This is a genomic window from Mesorhizobium sp. M2A.F.Ca.ET.043.02.1.1 (assembly GCF_003952405.1).
Taxonomy (GTDB): domain Bacteria; phylum Pseudomonadota; class Alphaproteobacteria; order Rhizobiales; family Rhizobiaceae; genus Mesorhizobium.
On the sequence record NZ_CP034445.1, the window covers coordinates 2,451,916 to 2,471,941 of the forward strand.

Here is a 20,026-nt window from a genome sequence, read left to right on the forward strand (position 1 = left end):
GAAAGTAACGGGCCGGGACAGTCTGCTCGGCTTGCGAAAGCATTCGCCTTGGCCTCCCTCAGGCCTGCCGGGCGAAAAAGGTCAAGGCCTCACCTGTCCCGATCCGCGCACGCGGTATTTGAACGAGGTCAGCTGCTCGACGCCGACCGGCCCGCGCGCATGCATCTTGCCGGTGGCGATACCGATCTCGGCGCCCATGCCGAACTCGCCGCCATCGGCGAACTGTGTCGAGGCATTGTGCAGGAGGATCGCCGAGTCGATCTCGTTGAAGAATTTTTCCACCGCCTGCGCGTCCTCGGCAATGATCGCCTCGGTATGGTGCGAGGAGAAGGTCTCGATATGCTCGATGGCCTCGCCGACGCCGTCGACCAGCTTCACCGCGATGATGGCGTCGAGATATTCCGTCACCCAGTCGGCATCGGTCGCCGGACTGGCGCCGGCGAAGGCTTTCATCACCTCGGTATCGGCATGGATCTCGCAGCCGGCGGCCCGCAGCGCTTCGAGGATGGGCACCAGATGCTTGGAGGCCACAGCGCGGTCGACCAGAAGCGTCTCGGCCGCGCCGCAGACGCCGGTGCGCCGCATCTTGGCGTTGACGGCGATCTTCACTGCCATGTCGAGATCGGCCGAGCGGTCGATATAGAGGTGGCAGATGCCTTCGAGATGCGCGAAGACCGGCACCCGCGCCTCGGTCTGCACGCGCCCGACCAGGCTCTTGCCGCCGCGCGGGATGATGACGTCGAGATTGCCGCTCAAGCCCTTCAGCATCTCGCCGACGGCGGCACGGTCGGTGGTCGGCACCAGCTGGATGGCATCCTGCGGCAGGCCGGCCGCCTTCAGCCCCTCGACCATGCAGGCATGGATAGCTGACGACGAATTGAGCGAATCCGAGCCGCCGCGCAGGATCACCGGATTGCCGGCCTTGAGGCAAAGCGCGCCGGCATCCGCCGTCACATTCGGCCGGCTCTCATAGATGACGCCGATAACGCCGAGCGGCGTGCGCACGCGCTCGATATGCAGCCCGTTCGGCCGGTCCCATTCAGCGATGACGTCGCCGACAGGATCCTTGAGCGCGGCAATCTCGCGAATGCCGTCGGCCATCGCCTTGATGCGCGAGGGGGTAAGCTTCAGCCGGTCCATGAAGGAGCCGGACAGCCCCGCCTCCTCGCCATTCGACATGTCGATGGCGTTGGCGTCGAGGATCGCCCGCTCGTTGCGCAGGATGGCATCAGCCATGGCGGCGAGCGCGGCATTCTTGGCCTTGGTGGAGGCGATAGCCAACGGTCGGGCGGCGGCGCGGGCGCGACGGCCGATATCGGCCATCAGCACAATCGTGTCTTCGCCGGATTTTTCATGCAGCTTCAGCATGGTCATCCTCCGCCTCGTCGTCAGTCAATACTTAGTCGTCGGCCAATACGTGGTCGCCGGCGACGCTTACCACAAGGTCGTCGCGATGGATCATCGCCGAACGCGCCTCGTAGCCGAGCACGTTTTCGATCTCGGCCGTCTTCAGACCCGCGATCCTTACGGCATCGGCGGCGTCATACGCAACCAGCCCGCGCGCGATCTCGCGACCCTCCGGCGACAGGATCGCCACCGTGTCGCCGCGCGAGAAATTGCCGCTGACCAGTTTCACGCCGGCCGGCAGCAGCGACTTGCCGGACTTCAGCGCGCCGATGGCGCCGGTATCGACGGTGAGCCGGCCGGCCGGCTCGAGCTGCCCGGCGATCCAGCTCTTGTAGCCCTTCACCGGATTGGCGCTCGGCTTGAAGAAGGTCGCGCGCTCGCCGCGCTCGATCGCCATCAGCGGCGAGAGCCTGGTGCCCGAGGTGATGATCATCGCCGTGCCGGCGGCATTGGCGATCTTGCCGGCGTCGAGTTTTGTCCGCATGCCGCCGCGCGATAATTCGGACGCGGCAGCGCCCGCCATCGCCTCGATGTCGGGCGTGATGCGATCGACCACCGGAATGAATTTGGCCCTGGGGTCCTTGGCCGGCGGCGCCGTGTAGAGCCCGTCAATGTCGGAGAGCAGCACCAAAAGGTCTGCGCCCATCATGGTCGCAACGCGAGCCGCCAGCCGGTCATTGTCGCCATAGCGGATTTCCGAGGTCGCAACCGTGTCGTTCTCGTTGATGACCGGCACCGCCTTCATCTTGAGCAGCGTCGAGATCGTCGCGCGCGCGTTTAGATAGCGGCGGCGCTCCTCGGTGTCGCCAAGCGTCAGGAGGATCTGGCCGGATTTCAGCCCATCCTTGCCGAGCGCGTCCGACCAGGCGCCGGCAAGCGCGATTTGGCCGACGGCGGCGGCGGCCTGGCTCTCCTCGAGCTTCAGCGCGCGCTTGCCTAGGCCGAGAAGGGTGCGCCCCAGCGCGATCGCACCTGAAGAAACGACCAGCACTTCCGCGCCGGCCTCGGCAAGCACAGCGATGTCGCCGGCAAGCGAGGTCAGCCAGTCGCGCTTCAAGCCCGTCGCTCGGTCGACGAGCAGCGCCGAGCCGATCTTCACCGTGATGCGTTTGTAGGATTTGAGCGACTTCATCGTTATGGCTGCCAGCGCGTCTCGACGGGAGCCGGCACGGCGTCGCGAGATTCGGCAACCACCGCCATCAGCGCCCGCAAAACCGCCTCGACGCCTTCGCCGGTGACGGCCGACAGAAGCAGCGGCGCGCGGCCGGCGGCGCGCTTCAGCGAGGCCGCCTTCTTCTTGCGAGCCTCCGCTTCGAGAATATCGACCTGGGAAAGCGCAACGATCTCGACCTTGTCGGTCAACCCATGGCCATAGGCCTCGATCTCGGCGCGCACCGTCTTGTAGGCCTTGCCGGGATTTTCCTCCTGCGCCGACACCAGGTGCAGCAGCACGCGCGTGCGCTCGACATGGCCGAGGAAGCGGTCGCCGATGCCGACGCCCTCATGCGCGCCCTCGATCAGGCCTGGAATGTCGGCCAGCACGAATTCGCGGCCGTCGATGCGGGCGACGCCAAGGCCGGGATAGAGCGTGGTGAACGGATAGTCGGCGATCTTCGGCTTGGCCGCGGTGACGGCGGCCAGGAAAGTCGACTTGCCGGCATTGGGCAGCCCGACCAGGCCGGCATCGGCGATCAGCTTGAGTCTGAGCCAGATGCTGAGCTCCTCGCCAGGCAGGCCGGGATTGGCGCGGCGCGGCGCCTGGTTGGTCGAAGTCTTGAAATGCTGGTTGCCGAAGCCGCCATTGCCGCCCTTGGCCAGCAGGAAGCGCTGGCCGACCACGGTCAGGTCGCAGATCAGCGTCTCATTGTCCTCGGCGAAGATCTGGGTGCCGGCCGGCACTTTCAGCGTGATGTCGGCGCCCTTGGCGCCGGTCATGTTGCGGCCCATGCCGTGCATGCCGGTCTTGGCCTTGAAATGCTGCTGGTAGCGATAGTCGATCAGCGTGTTCAGCCCGTCGACCGCTTCCGCCCAGACATCGCCCCCGCGGCCGCCATCGCCGCCGTCCGGACCGCCGAACTCGATGAATTTCTCGCGCCGGAACGACACCGATCCGGCGCCGCCGTCGCCGGAACGTATGTGAACCTTGGCCTGGTCGAGGAATTTCATCGGATTTTCAAGTTTCTGCTGATGTCCATGAGCGATTGCTCTAAGGCATGCCTTAAACCAAGGCGGAGCTAAGGGCGAGGCCCGTTTTGCGACTAAAGCGCCTGATGCCCTTTAGCCGGGGACGCGATAGCACTGTTGCGGGGACGTGATTGGAGGGGCGCGGAAATGAAGATCGTCACCTACAACATCCAGTACGGCATCGGCCTCGACGGTAGATACGATGTCGGGCGCATCGCCGACGCGGTGCGCGGCGCCGATGTCATCGCGCTGCAGGAAGTGACCCGCAACAACCCGCGCAACGGCGACCGCGACATGGTGGCCGAGATCAGCGAGGCGCTGCCCGATTATTTTGCCGCCTATGGCAGCAATTTCGAGGTCAATGTCGGCTCGCGCGTGGACGCCGGCCGCGCCGTCACCCGGACCTTCCAACTCGGCAACATGGTGCTGTCGAAGACGCCCATTCATCTGTCGCGCAATCTCCTTCTGCCGCGCAGCCGCAGCCTCGAGACCATGAACTTCCAGCGTGGCGCATTGGAAGCGCTGATCGAGACGCCGCTTGGCTTCATCCGCTTCTATTCCACCCATCTCGACCACCGCAGCCCGGTCGAGCGCCAGGGCCAGATCCGTTTCCTGCGCCAGCGCCTCCTGAACTATGCGCTGGAAGGCGGCGGCCTGTCGGGCATCCCCGAGATCGGCCTGCCGGACCTGCCCTACCCGGAAGCCTTCATCGTCATGGGCGACTTCAACATGCTGCCGGGCTCGCCCGAATATGTCGAGCTTGCCGGCCGGCCGGATCATGAGTTCGGCATGCCGCTGACCGCCGATCTCGCCGTCGACGTCGCCCAGCGTCTGGCGGTCGCCGACCTCATCACCTGGGTCGATCCTGAGCGGCCCGACGACAAGAGCCGCCACAAATGCATCGACTACATCTTTACCAGCGCCTCGCTCGCCAGATCGCTGCAGCGCCTGTGGTCCGACCGGGACGCCGTCGGCTCCGACCACCTCCCGCTCTGGGCCGAACTGGGCTGAGTCGCGGGACTCCCCCTCATCCGGCCGCTACGCGGCCACCTTCTCCCCGAGGGGAGAAGAGGTTGGCGCCGGCGCTTACCTGCTCCTCTCCCCCTTGGAGACCGGTCGGATTGACCCGAATTGCCCTTCGCAATTCGGTTGGCAATCCGGTGAGGCGCGCCGCTCAACCTTCCGAAGCACCCATCAATAATGGATCCAGTTGCGAAGACTGTTCCACGTCTTGCGATCCAAGCGGTAACGCTCGACCGGCACCTGGCCGGCGACGATTGAGTTCAGCATGCCCTGGCCAGCATACTGGAAGCCGCATTTGTGGATCACCCGCCGCGAGGCCGGATTGATCACCCGGGTCGAGGCATGCAGCACCTGAATAGAGGTCCGCTGGAAGGCGAGGTCGACCAGTGCATGCGCGGCTTCGGTGGCGTAGCCGCGCTTCCAATAGGGCTCGCCGATCCAGTAGCCGAGCTCCAGGCCGCGGTCGGTCGTGTTCAGGCCGGCGCAGCCGACGAAAGTGTCGCTCTCCCTGAGCGTCAGCGCATAGACGATGCCGGCGCGCCGCGACGCCGCCATGGCAAGGAAGGTGCGGCCCTCGGCCTCGCCATAGGGGTGCGGCATGCGGGCCAGCATTTCGGCGACATGTCGGTTGTCGGCTAGCGTGACGAGTTGCTCGAGATCGCTCTCGCGCGGGGCGCGCATGACCAGCCGCTCTGTGGCCAGCGCCGGGCAATCGATCGCATAACTTTCGTCTTCGGTGTCTTCCGCTTCGGCAACCATTTTAGTCCTCCAGGGCAAGAAAAAATGAAAAAGGAGAGAGGGCGAGCCCATCTCTCCTGATCCTTTTCCTGGCCTAGCCGGACACCGGTTCCCGAGATGGGCGCCGGTGTTATGGTGCGGAACCGGCTACTCCGCTGCTTTGGTAATCGGGTTCACCGATACGTAGGTTCGGCCGTTGGCTTTCTTGTTGAAGGTGACTGCGCCGGCTTCGAGCGCAAAAAGGGTGTGGTCCGTGCCCATGCCAACATTGGTGCCCGGATGCCATTGCGTGCCGCGCTGACGAATGATGATGTTGCCGGCGACGACGGCTTCGCCGCCGAACTTCTTCACGCCCAGACGCTTGGAGTGCGAATCGCGACCATTGCGCGACGAACCGCCAGCTTTCTTGTGTGCCATTTGACTAACTCCGATGCGCCCTGAGGCGCTTGAATGGTCTTATGAACGCGTTCGCGTTCCGTTTCAAGTCCGTACCGGCGACGATCGTCGCCGGAAAAATTACTTCTTCGCCAGTTCCTTGGCCTGCTCGCGCCAGTCCTTGATCTGGTCGGCGCTGAACGGCATGTGCTCGTCGATCTTGGCGACATCCTTGTCGGTGAGCTTGGCGAGCTGCGCGAAGGTGATGATGCCCTGTTCGGCGAGGTCCTTCGCCGCCACCGGGCCGATGCCCTTGATCACGGTCAGGTCGTCCGGCTCGCCCTTCGGCGCCTTGAACAGCGGCGCGGCCTTGGCCTCTTCGCCGGCAGCGGCCTCGGCCTTGGTTTCCTTCTTGGCCTTCGGCTCCTTCACAGCCACCTCGGCCTTCGCCTCGGCGGCGACTTCAGCCTTCGCCTCTGCCTTGGCTTCCGGCTTCGCGGCAGCCTTCTTCGACGGCTTGGCGCCACCCAGCAGGATCTCGGCGATCCGGACGGTGGTCAGCAGCTGGCGATGGCCGATCTTGCGGCGCGAATTCTGGCGGCGGCGCTTCTTGAAAGCGATGACGGTGCGGTTCTTGCCCTGCTCGACGACTTCCGCCGTGACCATGGCTCCATCGACGAACGGCGCGCCGAAGGTGACATTCTCGCCCTCGCCATGCGCGAGCACATTGCCGATCTCGACGATATCGCCGACCTTGGCTTCGAGTTTCTCGATCTTCAGGAGATCGTTGGCGGCGACGCGATACTGCTTGCCGCCCGTTTTGATGACTGCGAACATTTTTTGCCTTTCGCTGTTCGGTCGGCCTCGATGAACCGCCTCTGGCGGTTCGGCCGTCTTTTTGTCAGTCTGCGGGTTCAAAAAACAAGCGGCGCGGAAGAGCCTCCACGCCGAATGCGGGCTGTCCCTAACCGAAGGTTGCGATGGAGTCAAGGCAAACAGGCCTGCCCCGGACGACACGCCGAGCAAAGGAGGCGGGTGTGCCGTCGCCTCTGCTTTTCGCGGAAGCTGGAATTCGCTCGAATAGGGCCTTGTAACTCCAGCAGTCAGCCGTTATCTAGTGCGCCGCGCCGGCAACGGCCGACCATGACCTCGCGGAGAGGTGGCAGAGTGGTCGAATGCACCGCACTCGAAATGCGGCATACTCGCAAGGGTATCGGGGGTTCGAATCCCTCCCTCTCCGCCATTTAGCTTCCATAATAATCGTTTCCTTTCAAAAGCTTCCTTGTTGCGCTTGACCAGCGCGAAGCGAAACTTATCTTAGACTGTGTAACAAACTGTGTAACATTAGAGAAAGATAATGCGACGTTCCGCAGCGCCAAAGCCGCATAAACGTGAAGGCATCTGGTATCTCGTCCGCAGGGTGCCGAAGGAATTCGCGGCGTTTGATCGCCGCTGCCTAGTACGCATTTCCACGGGCGTCGCCGTGGCTGACGATCCCCGCGGTGTACGGGCGCGAGATGCAGTGCAAAGCCTCGGCGCGGGGCTGGAGGCGTATTGGCGTAGACTGCGGGAAGGCCAATCCGCCGAGGCGGGGCTGCGTTTCGAAGCCGCGAGGAAGCGCGCGCGGTCATTTGGATTGGCCTATCGCTCTAACGAGGAACTAGCAGCGGGGCCGCTCGACGAACTCATGGCCCGTATCAAGCTGCTCCTCGACAAAAAATCGATCGAGGACGCGCAGGACGTCTCGGCCGTCATGGGTGGGGAGAAGCGGCCAGCGGTCCGCCTGAGCGGTCTTATCAAGGAATTCGAGACGATCGAGCAACAGAACTTGCTGACCATGTCGCCTAACCAAATCAAGAAATGGCGTAACCCCAAAAAGCGCGCAGTTGCCAATCTGGTTGGAGTCATTGGCGACAAGGAGATCGCAAGCCTCACTCGGGACGACGCAATCGCGTTCCGCGAGTGGTGGCAAAAGCGGATCGTTGAGGATGGACTTGATATCGGTACGGCCAACAAGGACATCGGCCATGTTTCGAAAATGCTGCGCGTCGTCGATCTGACTCACCAGCTCAAGCTGGAGCCGGTTTTTCGAAACCTGCGTCTTTCCGGCGCCGTCCCCGGGCAACGCGCTGCGTTCACAGCGGAGTTCATTCAGGAGAAGATACTCGCTGAAGGCGCGCTCGACGGACTCAATGACGAAGCCCGCCATCTAATCTATGTGATTGCCGATACCGGACTCAGGCTTTCTGAAGCGGCAAACCTCACCACCGAAACAATCCACCTCGATCAAGAAATCCCGCATGTGCGGGTGCGCCCCAATGGCCGTCGCTTGAAGACCGGTCATTCAGCCCGTGACATTCCCTTGGTTGGCGGCGCACTTGCAGCCATCAAGCTCCATCCGGACGGCTTTCCTCGTTATCGCGACAAGGCCGCGTCACTTTCAGCGCTCGTCAACAAGGTGCTCGCCAGCAAGGAACTTCTGCCGACTTCCGAGCATAGTCTTTATAGCCTGCGACACACTTTCGAGGACCGGCTGACGGCAGTTGAGGCGCCGGAGAAGGTAATTGCTTCTCTGATGGGCCACAAATGGATCCGGCCCAAATACGGCGCGGGACCTTCGTTAGCGCAAAAGCGCGAGTGGCTTCAAAAAATCGCTTTTACCCCGCCCGGGCGAATGTGATTGCGGCGCCATCCAGGCCTTGAGAACCAACCTCACGGCTCCAGCTGTCCGAGCCATTTAGGTTGAGCGTGGCCAGCACGCGCTGCGCTCGCTCGCGATTTCCGAGCTTCCGCCGCATTTGTTCGACCTCGTATTCCAGCCTTTCGAAGGTCGGTATATAGGCATCTCCATGCCGGATGACCAAGTAGGCGGCAACAGCTAGACAGCATTCTAGCTCCGTGGCCGATGGATCGGAAAAAGGGGCGACGCCATACCAAGACGAGCAACGCCTCTCGAGGGCTTCCGAACTAGGCAAACGGCCAGCATGTGGCATGGGATACAAACCTATGCCTGATCGACGAACCTAAAGTGCTCACGAAGCTTGACCGGTACGCGGGCCATCGGAGGGTTCTGCCTAAAACCGCCAAAAATTTTGAAACACCCATTCATCCGGCTCGAATTCAAAGGGATCGGCGATTTTTGGGTTATGGCTTGCAAGCATAGTTCAGCCCAGACAAGAACGCCTGATATCTTGTCGTTCACTGTCACCCTGCCAAATATGGTGCCGGTGACAACGGCAGTTTGGCGAGCAGAAGAATTCCCGAGACTGAGACGTTCTACGGCTTGGCCCATGTTCGCGCTCCTCCTCGATTGGAGACAGGATGGGCCATATGGAAGCGAATAAAAGGAGGTTGGTGACGAGTCTCGGTAGTGGAGTAGAAACGGGTGGAAAAGCTTGCGCTATTCGCCGTCGGCGCCGCTAAGCGCATTTGAGAGAAGGGGCAACGATCGCCAAGAGATGACGTCCGATCGCAAGCCGGCTAGAAATGCGACAGTGACGCGCCTTTTTTGGCACGACCTTAGCACCCGATCGGGCCTCAGCTGGTCGTCGTTGCGCAGCCGATCGGGTGCGATTTTTATAAAGCTCTCTTGGCTTTAGCTTTGAGAGCCCGTCATCGAGACAAATGCAAGGGAACGGTCCCGCCCCCTGGGGACATTCGACATGCCGTGGCAGCTTCCTATGGTGAGCCAGCGCATTCCGATACACGTTTTCCGCGCTCTACCGTTGCTCCAGCACCTGTGCTGAGGCTGAGCGCTTGATCAGGACCCGACCGCTGCTGTTGCGGGATGGTGACTGGGTTGAGGTCGCGAAAACCTTGACCGCGGGTACGTTGTTCATCCAGATGAGCGCTGAGCCGAGAAGCAGCCAAGAACGCTTCCCGTAATCGAATCCTACGGGAACCGCGAAACCAGCGTCCAAGGGACGCAATTCTCCGACGTCGTTCACTCAAGCTCATCTCGCAACTTGAACGCTTGTATGAAGCCGCTGCATGTGCGCCGGTGGACCGGATTGCTGCTATCCAAACCACGTGCTCAGTTTCGCCCCCGTAATAACTCTACCGTCCGAAACGGCTTTCGCGCGTCAGGTCCACCCCACATGAAAGTTCCGCGAGCAGCACGGACGGAGAGGCCGGTCACAACTCCTTCGCGTGCTCTTTTACTACCGAATCAAGTGCCAAATGGAGAGGCACTGCCTTAGAGAACAGGAAGCCCTGCGCGGTTCTGCAGCCAAGCTTGTACAGAGTTTGCCGATCTGCCTCTGTTTCAACGCCCTCGGCCATGACCTCGATCCCGAGCGTCCTACCAAGGTCAATCACCGCTTTGACAAGCAGCCGATTCTCCCGGGACTTGGCTAAGCCGCGAATGAAGCCCTGATCTATTTTCACTTTCCTGATCCGACTGTCCTTGAGCGATGCCAACGTCGAAAAACCGGTGCCGAAGTCCTCGAGCGCGATAGAAATGCCAGCATGTGAAAGCTGGCCGAGCTTTTCATCCACTCTGTCCGGATCCACTGGGGCTTCTTCGGTAATCTCGATGTCGAACATCGTTGCAGGGAGGTCTTTTGCCGCCAGACCATTAAGAATCATCTCGTCAATATCGCCAGCTTCCAACTCGCGCGGTGAAACATTCATCGCCACACGAACATCACGACGGTCAGCTTTGACCAAGCCCTCGATAAGAGCGCAACAGTCGGCGAATACCGTTTGAGTTAGCAGCTGAAGCATTCCAGTTTCGCGTGCCGCTGTCATGATCTCGGGCGGAGAAATGGGACCGTGAAGCGGGTGAGACCATCTTAGCAAGGCTTCAAAACCGACGACGCTTCAGTTTCGAGTCTTACGATTGGCTGAAACCAAGCGACCAAGCTTCTCATCGTTATCGCCGAATGAAGATCGCGTTCGATTGACTGGCGGCGTTGCAGTTCCCGGGCTAGCTCGGCACCGAACAGACAAAATTCATTCCTGCCGCGGCGCTTAGCTGTGTAAAGGGCGATGTCGGCCCGCAACAACATTTCCGTCAGTCCGGGGTTTTCAGCCAAGTAGATTCCTATAGACGCTCCAATGCGGACGGATGCGATCCCAGGATAGGGGCGAGCAAGCTTGGCTATGAGATTGGACGCGAGATTGGTGGGAGAAGGAGAATTCTTTCGCGAAGAAAAAACCAGCACGAATTCATCCCCACCGATGCGGGCGAGCGTTGAGCCCTCCGGTGCTTCTTCCTCTATTCGGCGGGCGATCCTGGCAAGCAGCTCGTCACCCGTTCTGTGACCGTAGGTACCGTTGACAGATTTGAACCCGTCCAGATCAATCAGCATGGCCACAAAGGGTCCATCGGTGTTCTCAAACTGATCGATTGCATGTTCGAGGCCCCGCCTGTTGAGGAGCGCGGTAAGATGGTCCTCCCTGGAATTGCGCTCCATTTCCGCGGCAAGCCGCTCGGCTTGATGTCTCAGGCGGCTCGCGTCACGGAAGCGCGCTTGTCCAACGAACGAGGATCGAACCAGGCCGCCCTCGAAAAGCAGGACGGCAAAAGCCAGAATGTAGTTTTCCGGGGCTCCCTTCGTCAGCAAACATGCGGCGGCAATGAGGAGTGGCGGTGTGATGAAGCATATCGCTGCCGCAGCATATGAGCTGCCGTACGTGACCGCGCCAGCTGAAATGCCCGCCAGAATTATTAGATGCAGCGATGCTTGAGACGTCGTGTATCCAGCCGTTAGGATGGCAAGGAATGACCAGGTGAATCCCGCCAGAAGAGCAAGCCTGCCAAACCAGCGAAGCCGCAGCCAAACCCGTGTCAGATCATCCTGGACTCCGGGTTCCTTCAGCTGATGACGGGCGAGTGCAAGGCGGGCGGCATTTATCGCATTAACGACCGAAAACCAGGCCGCGCCAGCAAGACCGTTCCCGGAAAGGGCCTGCACGGTCAAAATCAGCCCGGACAGCACAATGCTTATCGGCATTGAGACGAAAAGGCCTGCCCTCAGATCAGCGAGCTGGTCCTGAAGGATTCTCGCCTCCAGCGGATCTTCTTTTCCAAGGCTGGACGGGTCAGCTTGCTTACTCCTGCTTGTCCGCAGCCTATGCAGCCCCCTGAAGGACGGGTTAATTCTTCAATCGGAGATCAGCGTCGGGGAGCAGGATTACTCCGGTGCATCATGCACTCTCTCCCATCGCTCGCCCAGCACGCGCAAAAATGCGACTGCTGGTGCAGTATCACCGCTGGAGCTCCGCCGATATCCCATGCCGGACAAGGGGAACATGTTGGGCAAAGCGAAGCCCCAGATGCCTTGCAAGCCGTGCCGCCAGGTGGTCTCTGGAGTAGAGTCCAATCAATATGTTCGTTGCATGGTAGAGCGGCGCCGCCGACAGGCGCAGCCGCCTTTCGTATATATGCAGCATGTCGGGGTCGCCAACATTGCGGCCGTCGCGGCACGCAGTCATGATTCCACGGGCGAGTTGCTTCTGGCTGCTGAGACCGATGTTGAATCCGTGAGCGGTCACCGGGTGCATGCCGATGGCAGCGTCGCCGATGAGTGCGGCGCTCGGCGCCCGGAATTTGTGCGCCCAGGTCGTGACCAGCGGATAGGTGTGGCGCTTGCTTGCCAAGGTCATTTTTCCAAGGCGCCCTCGACACCGTTTCGTCAACTCCGACAGGAACAAATCATCATCGAAGGCAAGCAGTCTATAGGCCTCGTTTGAGCGCAATGTGAGCAGCAGCGACGACATGCCCTCCGCGAGGGGCAACATCGCTATCGTCTGATGGTGATCGAACCATTCGATGGCGATCTGGTGGTGGGCGCGCTCGTGCCTCACTCGGCAAATCAGCATCGAGTGGCCAAGCCGGTTGATATCGGCGCCGATGCCTAGCAGATCACGCGTGGCGGACAAACGCGAATCCGCGGCAACAACCAGCCGAGCAGTTAAACGCGCGCCATTAGAGAGCGTTACGACTGCTCCTTCTTGGCTGTTTGTTGCATCGACGACCGAGTGGCCGCACAACAGCCGGGCGCGATCCTGCAAGCGGACGATTTTGAACAGCGCCTCGCGGATCCGGCAATTTGGAACCAAAACCCCCAGCGGTTCTCCAGAGTTGCTGGGAGGATCGAAACGAAGAGCGAATGCGCTCGAGCCGTTGAGCACGCGCGCGCCTTGAAGTGCTGATTTGTCCGAAGCCGGGATGACATCCCAGGCGCCGAGCTCGCGAAGGGTTCTGATCGAAGCGTTGGTCAGCGCGATTTCGCGACCATCGAAAGCCGGATTCGCCAGACTATCGAATGTGTTCTGTTCAACAACTGCCACCTTGAGTTCGCTTTGGGCAAGCGACGCAGCGAACGAAAGGCCGACCGGGCCGGCTCCAACGACAACGATGTCAAAATTATCGTCAGAGCCCATCAGCGTGCCGCCATCCGGTCGCCTATCCTCGTGTAACGGTGGAACTGAGCCGAGTGACATGAGCTCCGTGGCCGCCGCATTGCCTAAAGGCGCTGGGCCGGGAGATTCGCATCGATCGGCAACGAAGCACTCAAAGCGCTCAGAGGTGGATGCGGCTAACCGATCCCGCCCTTTGGCCGCGCAGCCGCGCAGATCGCCGCCAGCAAGCGAGACACTCGCGACGCTGGTCAGCCACGGCCGCGCCGCATCGATCGCCACATTCCACCTGGAACCCTTGCGCATACTACTCACGCTCCACGACGTCGAAGCGGGCTCTCTTGCGAGGGTATCGAACGTAGCGCTCTCTCTCGTCATCCCAGCCAAGGTAGCGGAAACTTTTATCCACGACCGCGCATATCTCATCAAGAACCTGCTGCATGGCTTCGATGTCGATGTCCTTGCAATTCAGTCGCCGATAGAGCAAAGCCCACGCGGCGACATAGTCGTCGAAATAGCGCGCGTCACTCGAACCAATGATCAACTTCGGACGGTTGATCGATCTCGAAAACGCACGTCCCAACCCCGATGATGCTCCGCAGCACGTTGACATCACGAGGATCTTCGGCGCTGGATGCGAGCCCTGGAACATTTCTACGAAGTCAGCCCAAAGAAGGCCACTTTCGACGCACACAACCCATCAAAGGCGAAAGCTGTTGATCGGCCCCCGTGTCCGCGCAGCCACGCGGATGGTCAGCCAGCAAGCGAGATACACACGACGCCGGTCAGCTAATGGCTGCGCCGTAAGCACAAGGCATGGCCGACCACACGACAGAAAACCCAGAACCGTGAAGGTGCTGATAATGACGACCAATCTTTCCGTAAGTCATGCATTTCTCCGTCGAAGACTGGTCAATAGAACACACCGATGAGTATGACCCTGATCTGGATCAGCCAGACATGACCAATCGGCACTGGCGGTTCACGGTCAGGTGATCGACCGTGACGTTCCACTTTGGAACCCGTGCGCACATGGCCAAGCTCTCGTCCGGCCACGCGAGGTACTCTCGTGGCATCAGCCGCCTCATACTGGGTGCAATGGGAGGCAGTCCTTCGCACGACAGAGGCTTTTCACAAATGTAGTGTGCAGCTTAGGTCAAGATGGTCATGGAGCATGGAGCATGGAGCATGGACAGCTTGTTCCCGACCGAGCCGGCTCGACTGACGAGCGCGATCCGCGCATCTTATGCACAGCGGATTGAAATCAGCGTTCCGGTTTGTCGTCCCGATCAATTAGTATCCGCTCGGCGGCTCCGTCGAGATCTTCGTATTGACCGCTTCGCAATGCCCAGACGAAGCCGGACACACCCAGTGCACCCAGAAAAAGGGCCACTGGTATGAGATAGAGCAACGTCGTCACGAGGATTATGCCGAATAGCTGACTGCGGAGCGTCCGACTTTTTGAATAACTTGCAGCGTCGCATTCGCCCCGAAGCCGTGCAAGCGCAATGCGTTTCCAATAACAAGCACCGATGAGGCAGACATGGCAATCGCCGCTAACAAAGGCGTGGCGTGCCCGAGGATGGCGATTGGTACTGCCACCGCATTGTAGACGATCGCAATCGCGATGTTCTGGCGGATCAGGTGTCCCGCCTTGCGCGAGACGTCCAGCGCGAGAGGCACTGCCAGAAGGCTTTCGCGCAGGAATACGAAGTCGGCGGCATTGCGGCCAATGTCGGCGGCGGTAGCTGGAGCGATCGAGACATGCGCCGCGCTGAGCGCCGGCGTGTCGTTGAGGCCGTCGCCAACCATCAGAACCTTGTGTCCGTCTTTCGCCAGGGTCTCGATGCGCTCGACCTTGCCGGATGGCAGCAGGCACGGAACGAAGTCCTTGACACCCAGCATTTCTGCGACTTCACCGCAGGCACCCGCAGTATCGCCCGACAGCATTTCCACTGACACCCCGGCATGGCTCAATTGCCCGATCGCCGCCTTGGCGTCTGCGCGCAGCGCGTCCTCAAAATCGAAGGTCGCGACAATGAACCCGTCTTTTGTCAGCACGGTTCCGCCATGTTTGCCTTCACCACCGGTCCGGGCTCTCCATCCAGCCCATCCGCGTCGGCCTAGCCGCCAGGTGCTTCCGGCTCCAGTGGCTTCGATTCCAAACCCTGGATGCTCGGTGACGGCATCAAATTTGTACTGCCCGCCGGGATGGGCAAAACCGGCTATGGCCTTTGAAAAAGGATGGCGGGAATGCGTAGCCATGTCTCCCGCGACTGCCAGCATGGCCGGATCGATCGACGATGCATTGACCAGCCGGGGCTGGCCGAGCGTGAGCGTTCCGGTCTTGTCGAACACCGCTGTATCAATCGTCGCCAGGCGCTCCATGGCAGAACCGTCCTTTACCATGATGCCGTTCTCAAACAGGCGCCGCGCGGCGACCACCTGAACGATCGGTACGGCGAGGCCGAGCGCGCACGGGCAGGTGATGATCAGAACGGCAATGGCGATGGTTATCGCCCGGTGCCAGTCGCCGGTCACCGCCATCCAGCCAAGGAACGTCGCGAAGGCTGTGAGATGAACCACCGGGGCATAGAGCGCTGAAACGCGATCGGCGATCCGGCGATAATGCGCGCGGCCGCCCTCTGCGGCTTCCATAAGACGAACCATTTCCGCCAGAAACGAATCCTTCGCGGCGGCTGTCGCCTCAATCGTCAGCGGGCCGGTAAGATTGAGCACGCCGGCCTGAACTGCTTCGCCCGGCGCCACGTTTTTCGGCGTGCTTTCGCCTGAGGCCAGCGAGCAGTCGAGATCCGACGTTCCCTGGATGATCTTGCCGTCGACGGGGATCCTCTCACCGGCTGCGATCAACAACCGCATGCCTGGTTCGATCTCGCCGACCGGCAAATAGTCGCGCGCGCCGTCGCTGCGCAGCACCATGGCGCCATGTGCGGCCAACTGGGACAGGCCTTTCACAGCGGTCCGGGCACGTTCGCGCATCACGTGATCCAACGTGCGGCCGATCAACAGGAAGAACAGCAGCGATACCGACGCGTCAAAATAGGCGTGATCGCCATGGTTGATCGTCTCGTAGAGGCTCATGGCGTAGGCGAGCGAAACACCGACCGCGATCGGCACGTCCATATTCATGCGGCCATGGCGCAAAGCATTCCAGGCCGAACGGAAGAAGATGCCGCCGGCGAAGGCGAGGGCAGGAATGGCGATCAGCGCCGAGACCCAGTGAAACAGGTCGCGGGTAGCACCTTCGGCGCCGGACCAGACCGAGACCGAAAGCAGCATGATGTTGCCCGCCGCAAAGCCGGCAACCGCGACCGCGCGGATCAAATCCGATAACGTCCTGTCCTTGTCGCCGACCTCGGAAGGGAAGAGATGCGCCTGGTAGCCTAGCCGCCCAAGCGCGACGACGAACGGTGGGACCTCGTCACCACGCCACCGGACAGAGACCCGTTTCGTCGACAGGTTGACGCGGGCGCTCTCGACGCGATCGAGCTTTCCCAGCGCCGTCTCGATCGTCTGGATGCAGCCTGCGCAATGAACCGTCGGTACTGAAAGATCGGTCTGGTGAAGATCATCGCCAAGCGATCGGCTCGCCAGCCTGATCTCCTGGCTGGACGGCAGGACCGATCCGGTGTTGACCAGATCAAGCGCCATTTCGGCGCCCGGTGCACAACAACTCATTGCAGCGCTCCATTGGAAATCATGATCCGGCGGACGTCGCGATACGGTTTGTCCAGACCGGCGTCGGCGTCGACTTCGACAATCCAGACGCCGTCCTTCGGCATGTGCTGGGCTGCGAATTCCTGGCCCGAGGCGGGTGCGAGGGTGACCGACTTGTCCTCCTTCTCGTACGCGGGATGGCGAAACAGCACCTTGACGCCGTGCAAGGGAACCGGCTTGCCGGCGACGTCGGCGAGGCCATAGCGAACTTCGCCCCATGCGATGGTCAGCTTGCCGGTCCAGCCAAGTGCTGCCTGCGCCCGTCCTTCCTCGGCCTTCTTGTTGAATTGCTGGCTCGCCACATAGGTGTTTTCGACGACGAGGCCAGTCCAGCTTGTGCTGGCGAGCGTTGCCATGGTCAGATTGACTGCGATGACCACGCCGAAAAAGGCCAGGATGATGACCAGCATGTGCCTGCCGGTGAATTCACGAGGCTTTTGTACATTGGCAGTCATCTGAGGGGCTCCGGCGCGTTGAAGGTGGCGGTGTACTCGTTCGACTCAAAGCTGGCTCTGTCCTCGACGCGGAACTTGAAGGTCTGTGCCGGAGCGCGGATCTGGTCCGCCGGCTGGCGAACGAAGACCCTCAGCATTTTCAGGCGGTCGGGTTCGACCGGAATGGCGAAGGAACGGCCTGCGGGGATGTCGTCGCCGACGACGACCATGTCAGCGCCTTCAAGGCCCTGCATGGTTACGACGATCGTCCTCGGCTCGGGGATCATGTTGAGCAGCTTGACGGTATAGCCATTGCGGATGGATCCGTCGGTCAGCGTGACGAACTGGGGATTGCGATCATGCAATACGTTCAGTTCGAGCCGATCGCGCGTCAGCAGCGAATAGAGCAGGCCGAGGCCGATCAGCGACCACAAGCCCATGTAGACGTAGGTGCGCGGCCGAAAGATCTTGCGGATGTGAAAATGCGCCACCTTGTCGGAGAACAGGCCATCAGCGGTCCTGATCAGCGATGGATTGACTGAGCTGGACCCGCCTGCAGTCGCCAGCATCATGTTGGCGTTGTAGTCGGAGAGCGTCGCATAGGCGATCAGCCCACGCTCCTTGCCGAGCTTGTCCATGACGCCGTCACAGGCGTCGATGCAGAGCGCGCAAGTGATGCATTCGAGCTGCTGGCCGTCGCGAATGTCTATCCCCATCGGGCAGACCGCGACACAGGCATTGCAGTCGACGCAGTCGCCCACGGGCTGGCCTGCGGCCAGCACCTTCTTGGCGTGGCGCGAACGCGGTTCGCCGCGCCAGTCATTGTAGGTGACAGTGAGGGAATTTTCATCGAGCATGGCCGCCTGGATGCGGGGCCACGGGCACATATAGGTGCAGACCTGTTCGCGCATCAGACCGCCGAACGTGTAGGTGGTAGCCGTCAGGACGGCGACAGTGATGTAGGCGACGGGCGCCGCAGTGCCGGTGAAGAGCTCGCCGAGCAGCGTCGGTGCATCGGCAAAGTAGAAGATCCAGGCGCCGCCAGTCGCCGCCCCTATGACCAGCCAGATGGTGTGCTTGGACACACGCAGCATGAGCTTGCGCGCGGTCCAGGGACCTGCGTCAAGTTTCATGCGGGCGTTGCGGTCCCCCTCGATCGCACGTTCGACGACGAGGAACAGATCGACCCACACCGTCTGAGGGCATGCATAGCCGCACCAGGCACGGCCGACAGTCGAGGTGATCAGGAAAAGACCGACGCCCGCCATGACCAGGAGGCCGGCCACATAGAAGAATTCCTGGGGCCATATCTCGATGAAGAAGAAGTAGAAGCGCCGGTTCGCGAGATCGAGCAGGACTGCCTGGTCCGGGGCAAATGGACCGCGAGCCCAAGGCAGCCACGCAGCCAGGTAGTAGATGCCAAGTGTGATCGTCATCACCAGCCATTTGAAGCGACGAAAGTTGCCCGAGGCGCGCTTCGGAAAGATCTTTTGACGCGCGGCATAAAGCGGCTTGCGGGTTTTGGCGGAATTGACAGTTTCTGTTTCGAGCCGTGTCAACTGCGTCTTATCACGCATGTGCAACTCCACTTTCCCAGCCAATGTCAGGGGCACCTGTCGTAAAGCCTCGCGGTAGGATAGCCTTGCCGGGTTGTGCAGATCGCATTAGGGATGGTGTCGAGGCCCGGCTCACGCCGGGCCTCGTCCGCTTGGCAGGGGGGACCGAAGAATAGGACTTCCATTCCTATTCTCCGCCGCCAAGCGAATGGACATAAACTGCAAGTTCCTTGACCTTGATCTCGCCGAGACGGCCAACCCAGGCCGGCATGACGCCCTGTTTTGGCGCACGGACCTGTGCGGCGATGGCTGTCTCACCGGATCCATAGAGCCAGATCGCATCGGTCAGGTCGGGGGCGCCGAATTCCCTGTTGCCTTTTGCATTGTCGCCGTGACAGGCGACGCAGTTCTCGGCAAAGACCTTGGCGCCGGGTTGGATCAGACTTGCATCGCGGACCTTGCCGGAAAGGCTGGCCACGTAGGCGCTGACTTGTGCGATCTGGTCGGCGGTAATGATGTCGCCGAAGGCCGGCATTTCCGACAGGCGCGTGTCCGGATCGGATGCGAAGCGGATGCCGTGCGTAATCGTCTGCTGGATCTGCTCGGCCTTGCCGCCCCATAGCCAGTCGTCGTCGTTGAGATTGGGAAAGCCCTTGGAACCTTGGGCGCCGGAGCCGTGACATTGTACGCAATTGACCTTGAAAGCGGCGCCACCGGCGGCGATTGCGAATTCGCGCAGGCCGTCGTCCGCGGAGATCTCCGAGACGCTCTTGGACTCCACCGCCGAGATATATTTGCCCTTGGCGGCCTCAGCCGCAGTCAGCTCGTTCCTGACCTCGTTGCGGCTGGAATAGCCGAGCACACCCTTCGTCGCCGAGTGCAACAGAGGCCATGCTGGATAGGCGATGGTGTAGCCTATCGCCCAGACAATGGTGACGTAAAAGGTGATAACCCACCATCTGGGAAGCGGGTTGTTCAGCTCCCGGATGCCATCCCATTCGTGGCCGGTGGTCGAGACGCCAGAGATTTCATCGATATGCTCGTCGCTCATGATCACTCGTCCTCGAGCGGAATGCGGGCCGCTTCGTCGGCCAGCCTTCGGCTGCCGGGGCGTAGGGCAAAGGCGATGCACCCCACGAAGAACAGCGCCATCGCAACCAGGCCCCAGCTGTCGGCAAACGCCCGCATCAAATTGTAGGTCATCAG

General features: G+C 61.1%; 18 protein-coding genes and 1 tRNA gene. 3 read left to right on the forward strand and 16 right to left on the reverse strand.

Translation table 11 applies throughout. The features are described from left to right. Positions 1 to 81: 81 nt before the first annotated feature. Genes EJ068_RS11745 through obgE form a run of 3 tightly spaced genes read right to left on the reverse strand, consistent with a single transcriptional unit; the run spans position 82 to position 3,573 of the window. Positions 82 to 1,368, reverse strand: coding sequence for a glutamate-5-semialdehyde dehydrogenase (locus tag EJ068_RS11745; protein ID WP_127386097.1), 1,287 nt, complete (start codon positions 1,366 to 1,368; stop codon positions 82 to 84). A gap of 31 nt (positions 1,369 to 1,399) precedes the next feature. After that, entirely contained in the window at positions 1,400 to 2,539 is a 1,140-nt protein-coding gene (gene proB / locus EJ068_RS11750; RefSeq protein ID WP_127249843.1) for a glutamate 5-kinase, read from the reverse strand. 2 nt (positions 2,540 to 2,541) lie between these two features. Beyond that, positions 2,542 to 3,573: a GTPase ObgE gene (gene obgE / locus EJ068_RS11755; protein ID WP_127249844.1), complete on the reverse strand. Its 1,032-nt coding sequence runs from the start codon at positions 3,571 to 3,573 to the stop codon at positions 2,542 to 2,544. A gap of 165 nt (positions 3,574 to 3,738) precedes the next feature. Between obgE and EJ068_RS11760 the strand changes: the two genes are divergently transcribed. Beyond that, positions 3,739 to 4,602: an endonuclease/exonuclease/phosphatase family protein gene (locus EJ068_RS11760; RefSeq protein WP_127249845.1), complete on the forward strand. Its 864-nt coding sequence runs from the start codon at positions 3,739 to 3,741 to the stop codon at positions 4,600 to 4,602. Between the two features lie 183 nt (positions 4,603 to 4,785). Here the strand turns inward: EJ068_RS11760 and EJ068_RS11765 are convergent, their stop codons facing one another. The 3 genes from EJ068_RS11765 to EJ068_RS11775 form a co-directional block, all read right to left on the reverse strand. Further along, positions 4,786 to 5,373 (reverse strand): GNAT family protein, encoded by a 588-nt coding sequence (locus EJ068_RS11765; RefSeq protein WP_127249846.1) that lies wholly within the window; start codon positions 5,371 to 5,373, stop codon positions 4,786 to 4,788. A gap of 126 nt (positions 5,374 to 5,499) precedes the next feature. Continuing rightward, on the reverse strand, positions 5,500 to 5,769 hold the full coding sequence (gene rpmA / locus EJ068_RS11770; RefSeq protein WP_040991608.1) for a 50S ribosomal protein L27: 270 nt from the start codon (positions 5,767 to 5,769) through the stop codon (positions 5,500 to 5,502). A 99-nt stretch (positions 5,770 to 5,868) separates the two neighbouring features. Beyond that, complete coding sequence (locus tag EJ068_RS11775) at positions 5,869 to 6,564, reverse strand: 50S ribosomal protein L21 (RefSeq protein ID WP_127249847.1); 696 nt, start codon at positions 6,562 to 6,564, stop codon at positions 5,869 to 5,871. Positions 6,565 to 6,880: 316 nt separating this feature from the next. Between EJ068_RS11775 and EJ068_RS11780 the strand changes: the two genes are divergently transcribed. Next, positions 6,881 to 6,970, forward strand: a tRNA-Ser gene (locus EJ068_RS11780). A 114-nt stretch (positions 6,971 to 7,084) separates the two neighbouring features. Next, positions 7,085 to 8,407 carry an integrase gene (locus tag EJ068_RS11785; protein ID WP_126057794.1) on the forward strand — a complete coding sequence of 441 codons (1,323 nt, stop codon included), beginning with the start codon at positions 7,085 to 7,087 and terminating at the stop codon, positions 8,405 to 8,407. A 1,454-nt stretch (positions 8,408 to 9,861) separates the two neighbouring features. On the opposite strand, the gene EJ068_RS33190 is transcribed toward EJ068_RS11785, so the two are convergent. The 10 genes from EJ068_RS33190 to EJ068_RS11830 form a co-directional block, all read right to left on the reverse strand. Beyond that, complete coding sequence (locus tag EJ068_RS33190) at positions 9,862 to 10,527, reverse strand: EAL domain-containing protein (protein ID WP_245454739.1); 666 nt, start codon at positions 10,525 to 10,527, stop codon at positions 9,862 to 9,864. Further along, positions 10,521 to 11,684: a GGDEF domain-containing protein gene (locus EJ068_RS33195; RefSeq protein ID WP_245455339.1), complete on the reverse strand. Its 1,164-nt coding sequence runs from the start codon at positions 11,682 to 11,684 to the stop codon at positions 10,521 to 10,523. Before EJ068_RS33195 ends, EJ068_RS33190 begins: the two co-directional genes overlap by 7 nt. Before the next feature lie 253 nt (positions 11,685 to 11,937). After that, positions 11,938 to 13,119: a 5-demethoxyubiquinol-8 5-hydroxylase UbiM gene (gene ubiM, locus EJ068_RS11795; protein ID WP_185928959.1), complete on the reverse strand. Its 1,182-nt coding sequence runs from the start codon at positions 13,117 to 13,119 to the stop codon at positions 11,938 to 11,940. Between the two features lie 280 nt (positions 13,120 to 13,399). After that, the gene (locus EJ068_RS11800) at positions 13,400 to 13,675 is read right to left on the reverse strand and encodes a hypothetical protein (RefSeq protein ID WP_126063931.1); all 276 of its coding nucleotides are present in this window, start codon (positions 13,673 to 13,675) and stop codon (positions 13,400 to 13,402) included. Between the two features lie 681 nt (positions 13,676 to 14,356). Next, positions 14,357 to 14,512, reverse strand: coding sequence for a cbb3-type cytochrome oxidase assembly protein CcoS (ccoS, locus tag EJ068_RS11805; protein ID WP_081714250.1), 156 nt, complete (start codon positions 14,510 to 14,512; stop codon positions 14,357 to 14,359). Positions 14,513 to 14,517: 5 nt separating this feature from the next. Beyond that, on the reverse strand, positions 14,518 to 16,791 hold the full coding sequence (locus EJ068_RS11810; protein ID WP_126059322.1) for a cation-translocating P-type ATPase: 2,274 nt from the start codon (positions 16,789 to 16,791) through the stop codon (positions 14,518 to 14,520). Beyond that, on the reverse strand, positions 16,788 to 17,285 hold the full coding sequence (locus EJ068_RS11815; RefSeq protein WP_126057792.1) for a FixH family protein: 498 nt from the start codon (positions 17,283 to 17,285) through the stop codon (positions 16,788 to 16,790). The genes EJ068_RS11810 and EJ068_RS11815 overlap by 4 nt, the downstream gene beginning before the upstream one ends. Then, the gene (ccoG, locus tag EJ068_RS11820; RefSeq protein ID WP_126057791.1) at positions 17,282 to 18,841 is read right to left on the reverse strand and encodes a cytochrome c oxidase accessory protein CcoG; all 1,560 of its coding nucleotides are present in this window, start codon (positions 18,839 to 18,841) and stop codon (positions 17,282 to 17,284) included. The genes EJ068_RS11815 and ccoG overlap by 4 nt, the downstream gene beginning before the upstream one ends. Positions 18,842 to 19,007: 166 nt before the next feature. After that, entirely contained in the window at positions 19,008 to 19,871 is an 864-nt protein-coding gene (gene ccoP / locus EJ068_RS11825) for a cytochrome-c oxidase, cbb3-type subunit III (protein WP_126057790.1), read from the reverse strand. Between the two features lie 2 nt (positions 19,872 to 19,873). Then, positions 19,874 to 20,023, reverse strand: coding sequence for a cbb3-type cytochrome c oxidase subunit 3 (locus EJ068_RS11830; protein ID WP_024502864.1), 150 nt, complete (start codon positions 20,021 to 20,023; stop codon positions 19,874 to 19,876). Positions 20,024 to 20,026 lie beyond the last annotated feature (3 nt).